We start from the raw sequence: 9,458 nt of genomic DNA on the forward strand, positions 1-9,458 counted from the left end.
CTTATGGCGAAGCCAAAAGCACGGTCGATGCGCTGACGCAAGGGCTGCTCAATCTCGGGCTCGGCGCCGGCCGCCCCGTCGCGATCCTGTCGGGCAATTCGATCGAGCACGCGCTGATGACGATGGCGGCGATGCAGGCGCGGATTCCGGCAGCACCGGTATCGCCGGCCTACTCGCTGATGAGCCATGACCACGTCAAGCTGAAATACCTGTTCGACCTGATCAGGCCGGCGGTGGTGATGGTGCAGGACGGCCCGGCCTTCGAGAAGGCGCTGCGGGCGCTCGACCTCGACGGCGTCACCGTCATCCATGTCGCGCGTCCCTGCGAGGGCATCAAAAGCCTCGCCTTTGCCGATCTCGCGGCGACGGCGGTCACGCCCGAGGTTGAACAATCGATCGCGCACATCACCCCGGACACGGTCGGCAAGCTGCTGTTCACCTCGGGCTCGACCGGGATGCCCAAGGCGGTCATCAACACCCAACGCATGATGTGCGCCAACGCCGCGATGATGATGCAGGTGCGGCCGCGCGATCCGAACGCGCCGCAGGCGACCTACCTGGACTGGATGCCCTGGAATCATACCATGGGCGGCAATGCGCTGTTCAATCCGGTTTTGACCGAAGGCGGCGCGCTCTATATCGACGATGGCCGTCCGATGCCGGGCCAGATTGAGGAAACGCTGCGCAACTTGTGGGAAATTTCGCCGACCTATTACGCCAACGTGCCCGCCGGCTACGCCGCGCTTGCCGCGGCCATGGAAAAGGACGACGCGCTGTGTCGCAGCTTCTTTAGGAATCTCGGCCTGATGGCCTATGGCGGCGCGCGATTGCCCGACGATCTCTACGAGCGGATGCAGGCGCTGGCGGTGCGCGCCACCGGCGAGCGCATCGTGTTCTATACCGGCTGGGGCTCGACCGAGACCGCGCCGACTTCGACCGGGACCTATTGGGACACCGAGCGCGTCGGCCTGATCGGACTGCCGTTTCCCGGCGTCGAGCTCAAGATGGTCCCGGTCGGATCGAAATATGAATTGCGGCTGCGCGGCGTCAACGTCACACCCGGCTATTTCGGCCGGCCTGATCTCACCAAAGCGGCGTTCGACGAGGAGGGCTTTTACTGCATCGGCGACGCCGGCGTTTTCGTCGACGCCTGCGATCCGGTGCAGGGCATCATTTTTGCCGGCCGCGTGGTGGAGGACTTCAAGCTGACTACCGGAACCTTCGTTCATGTCGGTTCGCTGCGCACCGATGCCATCGCCGCGGCAACGCCGGTGGTGCAGGACGCGTTGGTGACGGGGCAGGATCGGCCCTGTGTCGGTCTTCTGGCATGGCCCAATCTTCATGCCTGCCGGCAGATCGTCGGTCAGCCTGACGCCAGCTACGAGGATATCGTGAAGCACCCCGAAGTTCTTGCCTGCTTCAAGCGCGGGCTGGAGGCTCACAACAGGTCGACCGAAGGCGCCAGCAGCCTACGGATCGCACGCGCCATGCTCATGGTTGAACCTGCCTCGATCGACGGCAATGAACTCACCGACAAGGGCTACATCAACCAGCGCGCCGGACTGGAACGCCGCGCCGCGCTGGTGGAAAGGCTCTATGCCGATCCGCCCGGCAAGGACGTGATGGTGCTGCAATGAAATTTTCCGGTCACGAAACCCATCGGCGGCGGATCGGTGGGTTTCGCGAAGAGCTCAACCCACCCTACAGCATCCACTTATTAATGAGTTGAATCAAATAAACCTCTACCAGTGGAAAACAACGTCATGAATTTCGATTTCTCCGACGAACAAAAGCAGATGCGCGATGCGGCGCGAAAGTTTCTCGCCGAGAAATGCCAATCGAAGTCGGTGCGCACGGTGCTGGACGGCAAGGAGCCCTACGACCGCGACTTGTGGAAGGGCCTTGCCGAGATGGGTTTCCTCGGCGTTGCGATCCCGGAAAAATTCGGCGGCGCCGGCGCCGGCCATCTCGAACTCTGCGTGATCGCCGAGGAGATGGGCCGGGCGCTGGCGCCGGTGCCGTTCTCGTCGACGGTCTATCTTGCCGCCGAGGCGCTGCTGATCGCCGGCAGCGAGGCGCAGAAGCAAAAATGGTTGCCTGCGATTGCGTCGGGGCAAGCGACCGGCACGCTGGCGCTGTTCGAGGGCAAGGGCAACCCGTCGCCGCAGGCGATCAGGCTCGCGGCCTCCGGGGGCACGCTCAACGGCGTCAAGAAGCCGGTGCCGGATGGCGCCATTGCCGATTTTGTTGTTGTCGCCGCCCGCACGGCCACAATGGGGCGCGACAGCGATATTTCGCTATTCCTGGTCGACATGAAGGCCGGTGGTGTCGAAGCCAGGGCGCTGACCAATATCGATCCGACCCACGGCCAGGCCGAGCTTACTTTTACGAATTGCAAGGCTGAGCCGCTCGGCGCAGCCGGCGACGGCTGGAACATCCTTTCGCAAGTGCTCGACCGCGCCGCCGTGCTGATGGCGTTCGAGCAGGTCGGCGGCGCCGACCGCGCGCTCGAAATGGGCCGCGACTACGCGCTCGACCGTATTGCCTTCGGCCGGCCGATCGGCTCGTTCCAGGCGGTCAAGCACATGCTCGCCGACATGTATGTGTCGGCGACGCTGGCACGATCGAATTGCTACTACGGCGCCTGGGCGCTCTCGACCAACGCCTCGGAACTGCCGGAGGCCGCTGCCGCCGCACGCATCAGCGCGACGCAGGCGTTCCAGCATTGCGCCAAGAACAACATCCAGGTCCATGGCGGCATGGGTTTTACCTGGGAGTTCGACTGCCACATGTACTACCGGCGCGCCAACGCAACGGCCCTTGGCCTCGGCAGTCTTTCCTATTGGGAGGACGCGCTGATCGATCGGATGCGGAAGAAAAATGCGGCTTAGGGCCGCCGACCGGCAGGACGTCTCGATCTGAGGTGAAAACATGAATTTCGACGACACCCCACAGGAGGCCGCGTTCCGCGCCGAGGCCAAGGCCTGGATCGCCGCCAACGCGCCGAAGCAGTACGAGGAGGACTTGCGAAAATCCTCGCTCGGCCGCACTGGGCTCAAAGACGCCGACATTCTCCAGGTCGCAAAAGCCTGGCAGAGGAAGAAGGCCGATGCCGGCTGGGCCTGCCTGCACTGGCCCAGGGAATATGGCGGACGCGGTGCGACGCCGATCGAGCGCGTGATCTGGCAGCAGGAAGAAGGCGCGTTCGGCAAGCTCAGCGGTATGTTCATCATCGGCCATGGCATGTGCGGACCGACCATGATGGCCTTTGCCGCCGAGGACCAGAAGCGAAAATACCTGCCCCCGCTGGCATCCGGCGAAAATATCTGGTGCCAGCTGTTTTCCGAACCTGCCGGCGGCTCCGATGTCGCCGGCCTGCGCACGCGCGCGGAACGTAAGGGCGATGACTGGGTCATCAACGGCCAGAAGATCTGGACCTCGGGCGCGCATTATTCCGACTTCGGCATTCTGCTTACCCGCACCGACCCCAACGTGACCAAGCACAAGGGCCTGACCATGTTCTTCCTGGACATGAGAAGCCCGGGGGTAGAGATCAAGCCGATCAGGCAGGCCAACGGCCACACTGACTTCAACGAGGTCTACTTCACCGACGTCAAGATCCCGGATGCGCAGCGGCTCGGCGCGGTCAATGACGGCTGGAACGTCTCGCTGACCACGCTGATGAACGAGCGGATGTCGATCGGCGCCGGGGTGTCGACCGGCTTCCCGGAATTGTTCGAGTTCTGCAGCAACCTGATGCTGGAAGACGGGCTCGCACTCGACAACAGCGCGGTGCGCTCGAAGCTCGCGCATTGGGCGGTGCGCGCCTCTGGCCTCAAATACACCAGCATGCGGGCGATCTCGGCGCTGTCGAAGGGCGAACGTCCAGGGCCGGAGAATTCCATCGGCAAGCTCGTGGCGGGATCGATGATCCAGGATGTTGCTGCCTACGCGCTTGACCTGCAGGGCGCGAGTGGCGTGCTCAGCGGGCCCGAGGACGCCGAAGTCGCCGGCAAATTCCAGGCCATGCTGTTGCGCGCCCCCGGCACCCGCGTCGAGGGCGGCACCGACGAGATCATGCGCAACATCATCGCCGAGCGCGTGCTCGGCCTGCCTGGCGATGTCAGGGTCGACAAGGACGTGCCGTTCAACAAGATACCGACCAGGGGACGGAACTGAAAAGGGCTTAACGATGAATTTCGATGATACCCCACAGGAGGCCGCGTTCCGCGCCGAGGCCCGCGCCTGGATCGATGCCAATGCGCCGAGGCAGTACGAGGCCGAATTGTCGAAGGCTTCGCTCGGCCGGATCCGGCTGCAGAACGAGCAGATCGTCGATGTCGGCAAGGCCTGGCAGAAGAAGAAGGCCGACGGCGGCTGGAGCTGCCTGCACTGGCCCAGGGAATATGGCGGGCGCGGCGCCACGCCGATCGAGCGCGTGATCTGGCAGCAGGAGGAAGGCGTCTACGGCAAACTGACCCAGCCGTTCCAGATTGGCGAGGGGATGTGCGGGCCGACCGTGATGGCCTATGGCAGCGAGCGGCACAAGCGTCACTATCTGCCGAAGCTCGCCTCCGGCGAACAGATCTGGTGCCAGCTGTTTTCGGAGCCGGCCGCCGGATCTGACGTCGCCGGCCTGCGCACCCGCGCGGAGAAGCAGGGCGAAGACTGGATCGTCAACGGCCAAAAAATCTGGACGTCTGGGGCGCACTACTCCGACTATGGCCTGCTGATTACGCGCACCGATCCCAATGTGCCCAAGCACAAGGGATTGACGATGTTCTTTCTCGACATGAAAAGCAGAGGTGTCGAAGTCAGGCCGATCAAGCAGGCCAACGGCATGCAGGAGTTCAACGAGGTCTATTTTACCGACGTTGTGATCCCCGACAGCCAACGGCTCGGTGCCGTCGGCGACGGCTGGAACGTGTCGCTGACCACGCTGATGAACGAGCGGATGTCGATCGGCGCGCGGCTTGCAACCGGCTTTCCAGAAATGTTTGATTTCTGCTCGAACCTGATGACGGAAGACGGTCTCGCCATCGACGATCGCGCCACCCGCTCGAAACTGGCGAACTGGGCGGTGAAGGCGAGCGGGCTGAAATATACCAGTTACCGCGCGGTCTCCGCGCTCTCCAAGGGCGAGCGCCCGGGTCCCGAAAACTCGATTGGCAAGCTGGTTGCAGGCTCCATGCTGCAGGACATCGCGATGTACGCGATGGATCTTCAGGGCGCCGCGGGCGTCTTGACCGGGGCTCCGGAGGAAGAGGCGCGCGGACAATTCCAGCAAATGCTTTTGAGTTCGCCGTCGATGCGGATTGCCGGCGGCACCGATGAAATCCTGCGCAACATCATCGCCGAGCGCGTGCTCGGCCTGCCCGGCGACATCCGGGTAGACAAGGACGTGCCTTTCAACAAGATCCCGACCAAGGGGCGGTGACCATGGACAATGCTGCGGAAAAGTCATTGGACTCCCAGTATGGCATCGACCAGCGGATCGGGGTGCTGGAGGAATTGCTCGGGGAACGATTCTCGTGCCGCGCGTTCAGGCCAGAGCCGGTGCCGCGCCCGACCATCCTGCGCATTCTGACGGCGGCGCAGAAGACCGCGTCGTGGTGCAACAGCCAGCCGTGGCGGCTCGAGATCGCTTCCGGTGCGGCGACGACGAAATTCCGCGATGTGATCTACAGCGCTGCCAGCAGCGGCAAACCGAACAGCGGGGATTTTCCGTTCCCGCGCGAATATCGCGGCGTCTATCTGGAACGCCGCCGCGAAAGCGGTTTTCAGCTCTACAATTCGCTCGGCATCCCCCGCGGCGACAAGGCGGGCTACGCCAGGCAGGCGCTGGAAAATTTCAATTTCTTCGGCGCGCCGCATGTCGCCATCGTGCACACCGACGAAGCGCTCGGGGTCTACGGCGCGATCGATTGCGGCGGCTATGTCACGAGCTTCATGCTGGCCGCGCAGGCGCTCGGCGTGGCAACGATACCGCAGGCGGCGCTGGCGTTCCATTCCGGGCTGGTGCGTCAGCATTTCGGCCTCGGCGACGACCGCCTTGTGGTCTGCGGCATTTCGTTCGGATTTCCCGACCGCGAGCACAAGGCCAACAGCTACCGCACCAACCGTGCCGGTATCGCCGAGACTGTGACTTTTTTCGACGAGTAGCGGGCCCGCAACGAGGCCGCTTGTCCGGTCGGCGCCATCGCTCCCGCCTCGTCATCGTTCAGCCCGAAGCCCGCATGAGCGAAAGCGACATGCGGGACGACCGCGGGCAAGTCCCGGATGTCGCTGCGCTCATCCCGGCTACGCTTGCTCTCTATGAAGGGTTCGATCTCGCCGGTGTCGACGCCGGATCAAAACTTCGGCGGGCGCTTTTCCGAGAACGCGTTGATGCCTTCCTTGATCTCGGCGCTGCGCATGCTGTCGCGATGGCGGCGCTCAGTGGCCGCTTCATCGAGCCGGCCGCGGGCGAATTCGTTGATGGCGCGCTTCATGCCGCGCATCGCGACCGGCGCGTTGCCGGCGAGAACGGCCGCCAAGCGGTCGACTTCCCCGTCGAGCGCCTCAGCCGGCACCATCGCGGTGAGATAACCGATCCGCAACATCTCCGCGGCGCCGATCTTCTCGGCGGTCAGGAACAGCCGCTTGGCATTGTCTGCACCGAGCCGCGACACGTAGCGCTTGATGCCATCCGTGTAATAATGCAGCCCGAGCCGGGCCGCCGGCATGAACATCTCGCAAGTGTCGATGCCGATGCGGAAATCGCACGCCAGCGCCAGATCGGTCGCGCCGCCATAGACGCCGCCATTAAGCCGGCAGATCGTCGGTACGACAAGGTCTTCAAGCCGGTTGACGACGATTTCAAACGCCGAGCCTGCGCCCGGTTCCTCCGCCGTGCCGGCCGCGCGCTCCGCGATCGAGCCGAGGTCGTATCCGGCGCTGAAAGCGCGGCCGGTGCCGGTCAGCACCAAGACCCGGATCTCTGAATCACTTTCGATCCGGTCGAACAATTTCAAGAGTGCGTCGAGGTCCTCGGATTGCAGCCGGTTCAAATGCTTCGGCCGGTTGAGGCGGATGGTGGCGCGCGCGCCGTCGACATCGAGTACCGGCGCGCTCGCCGTATCAGTGGCCCCGGAGGCGTGCCCGTCCATCAATTATTCTCCTGCGCGCGCCGCCTGGCTTCGAGATCGATGGTCTCGGCCAGATCGGGATGCCGCGCCATTAGCATGCGGAAGTCCACGAGATCGAGCACCAGGAGCTTCGAGACCCCTGTCGTGGTGATGTTGGCGGAACGCAGATTATTGCCGAGCAGTGCCATCTCGCCGAAGAACGCGCCTTCGCCAAGCCTCACCTTCTTGCCGGGCAAATCGACTTCGACCTCGCCGTCGGCGATAAAATACATGCAGTCGCCGGCCTGGCCCTTGCGGATGATCGTGGTGCGCGCCGGCAGGTCCATGGTGCGCAACATGTGGGTGACGTCGGCGATCGCCGCAGGGCCGAGGGCGGCAAAGAACGGCACCTTGGTCACCGACTCCCAGGTCTTGAGGAAATTGTCGCGACGAGTCTCCGCGGCAAAAGCGGTGGCGAGAATGCCGGTCCAGAGCCCGAACACGCCGAGGCCGCAGATCATCACAAAGGCCGCGACCAGCCGGCCGAGCGGCGTGATCGGCACCACATCGCCATATCCCGTCGTGGTCAGGGTCGCGACCGCCCACCACAACGCCGCGGGCACGCTGCCGAAGGCGACCGGCTGGGCGTCGCGCTCCAGATAATAAACCGCTACCGAGGCGAGCAGCAGCACCATCAGGAAAATCACCAGAACGCTGAGCAAGGGCCCGCTTTCGAGCACCATCACCCGGCGCAACTGCCGCAATCCCCGCATCCCCGGAACCACCTTGAGCAGCCAAAGCACCGCAAGCAGCCACGCCGTTTTTGAATTGGCGCCGAGGATGAGGGCTGATGGTACAGAAGCGGCGGCAGCGGCGTCCACCAGCCCGCGACCCGACAGCGCATAGCTCCAGCCGCGTTGCGTCAGAAAGGCCCGGCGAAGCCGGATCACCCACTCGAACACAAAAAAGGCCAGGCACGCCCACAGCCCGACATCGACCCAGTGATGCGCCGCGTCATAGGCGGGTTCGACCGTGAGGATAACCATCAGGATGACGCCGGTCGCGATTGCGGCATAGGCCGCTTTGGTCGTATTGCGGCCGGCCGTTGCGGCCGCGAATCGCGCCAGAGCAGGAAAACCAAGCGGTTTGGACATTGGTAGGCGGCGCCCGTCACCTAGGAACTGTGCCGCCATGCTACGCGTGACCGGCCCCCCAAAGTGCCCAAGCGGGGGGAGATCGTCAACGAGGTGTGGAAAACAGCCTTTATGGACGGATGCGCCGGCACTTGCCAGGGGGCCTTGCCCGGAGGGCCGCCGGACTCAGTTCCATAGCTCGATTTTGACAGGGATGGACGGGGATCCTTGCGGCGGCGGGCTTCACAGGGGCTTCTCTTAGCAGCCTCCGGTCTCACCCCTTCACTGCGAGGAGCCCTTGCGACGAAGCAGTCCATCTCGCCGCAGGCGCAGGTAGAAAGACCGCTTCTTATGCGGTCATGGAAATGTGGTGTAGTGCAACTGAAGGAACGGAGGCTAAGATGCAGTGTCTGCGCGTTTACGCGACAGCCGACGCGAGTCACACTTCGGGCCGGTAGCTTCGTCTTGTTTGAGGACGTGGATGGCAAGGGACACAAATCGCTGCATTCGCCGCAAGAACAGACAGTGCTCTGGATTAGTCTGCCGCAAGGTCTCAAGAACCCTTGAGGCTTAGTGGAAAAATCGGCGATCCGGTTTAGCTCGCCTCTATGACTGTTCATGGCACATGGCGTCATTGTCTTCATGCAGGAGAATTTTGGTCGCTGTCGGGCCATGGCGGACGATTCTCGGCATCGCCGGGAGGGCGCCCAACGCTTCCGGGACCCGGTGAGATCCGGCAAGCTCGAAATACAGTTCGTTGCGCGTATGGCGGATTGGAGCTGAAGGTGTAATCCGCCGTTTACCGATCATGAAGAGGCGGGTTACGGCTTCGCCTCCGACCCGCGAGCTTCGGCGGATGGGGTGGCTCCAAATCCTTGGACCTCCTCGCGCGCGTCATGCGAAGCGATTGCCGCGATGATGACGAGATGCCAGTGATTTGCCCGACGTGTCAAATTTTTTCCACGCCGTCACCCTGTCGGACAACGTCGCGCAAGAAAGACGCGTGCCCGGCGGGCTAGATCTGGTGTGATTTGGGCTGTCAAGCCCCAAATGGAAAAATATTTCCGTTGCTGTTTTGTTCGAATCAGTTATAGTCACACCCGTCTCGTTCCAGATGAGGGGCGTATCGCGATCGTCAGACACGCGGGATGAGATGCGGTGGACGCGGCAGCGTCGGGCGTGGCCAGGACATGGCAGGGCAGGATGTACATTGAGGTCG

General features: G+C 63.3%; 7 protein-coding genes. 5 read left to right on the forward strand and 2 right to left on the reverse strand.

Annotated features, from left to right (window positions below):
* The 5 genes from ABSG20_RS21900 to ABSG20_RS21920 all read left to right on the forward strand — a co-directional run.
* On the forward strand, positions 1–1,637 hold a 1,637-nt coding region (locus tag ABSG20_RS21900; protein ID WP_423866601.1), incomplete at its 5' end, for an AMP-binding protein.
* 126 nt (positions 1,638–1,763) lie between these two features.
* Positions 1,764–2,891: an acyl-CoA dehydrogenase family protein gene (locus ABSG20_RS21905; protein WP_423866602.1), complete on the forward strand. Its 1,128-nt coding sequence runs from the start codon at positions 1,764–1,766 to the stop codon at positions 2,889–2,891.
* Positions 2,892–2,931: 40 nt separating this feature from the next.
* Positions 2,932–4,179, forward strand: coding sequence for an acyl-CoA dehydrogenase (locus ABSG20_RS21910; protein ID WP_423866603.1), 1,248 nt, complete (start codon positions 2,932–2,934; stop codon positions 4,177–4,179).
* Positions 4,180–4,192: 13 nt separating this feature from the next.
* The gene (locus tag ABSG20_RS21915) at positions 4,193–5,437 is read left to right on the forward strand and encodes an acyl-CoA dehydrogenase (RefSeq protein WP_423866604.1); all 1,245 of its coding nucleotides are present in this window, start codon (positions 4,193–4,195) and stop codon (positions 5,435–5,437) included.
* A gap of 2 nt (positions 5,438–5,439) precedes the next feature.
* Positions 5,440–6,162, forward strand: coding sequence for a nitroreductase (locus ABSG20_RS21920; RefSeq protein ID WP_423866605.1), 723 nt, complete (start codon positions 5,440–5,442; stop codon positions 6,160–6,162).
* Positions 6,163–6,350: 188 nt separating this feature from the next.
* Here ABSG20_RS21920 and ABSG20_RS21925 read toward each other — a convergent pair whose 3' ends face one another.
* Positions 6,351–7,148 (reverse strand): enoyl-CoA hydratase/isomerase family protein, encoded by a 798-nt coding sequence (locus ABSG20_RS21925; protein ID WP_423866606.1) that lies wholly within the window; start codon positions 7,146–7,148, stop codon positions 6,351–6,353.
* Positions 7,148–8,260, reverse strand: coding sequence for a cyclic nucleotide-gated ion channel (locus tag ABSG20_RS21930; protein WP_423866607.1), 1,113 nt, complete (start codon positions 8,258–8,260; stop codon positions 7,148–7,150). Before ABSG20_RS21930 ends, ABSG20_RS21925 begins: the two co-directional genes overlap by 1 nt.
* Between the last annotated feature and the right edge of the window lie 1,198 nt (positions 8,261–9,458).

Origin of the sequence: Bradyrhizobium sp. (assembly GCF_049512235.1) — a bacterium.
GTDB lineage: Bacteria > Pseudomonadota > Alphaproteobacteria > Rhizobiales > Xanthobacteraceae > Bradyrhizobium.

Coding starts and splice junctions, on each gene's coding strand:
- ABSG20_RS21905 (WP_423866602.1), top strand. CDS start 1,764: ATGAATTTCGATTTCTCCGACGAACAAAAGCAGATGCGCGATGCGGCG.
- ABSG20_RS21910 (WP_423866603.1), top strand. CDS start 2,932: ATGAATTTCGACGACACCCCACAGGAGGCCGCGTTCCGCGCCGAGGCC.
- ABSG20_RS21915 (WP_423866604.1), top strand. CDS start 4,193: ATGAATTTCGATGATACCCCACAGGAGGCCGCGTTCCGCGCCGAGGCC.
- ABSG20_RS21920 (WP_423866605.1), top strand. CDS start 5,440: ATGGACAATGCTGCGGAAAAGTCATTGGACTCCCAGTATGGCATCGAC.
- ABSG20_RS21925 (WP_423866606.1), bottom strand. CDS start 7,148: ATGGACGGGCACGCCTCCGGGGCCACTGATACGGCGAGCGCGCCGGTA.
- ABSG20_RS21930 (WP_423866607.1), bottom strand. CDS start 8,260: ATGTCCAAACCGCTTGGTTTTCCTGCTCTGGCGCGATTCGCGGCCGCA.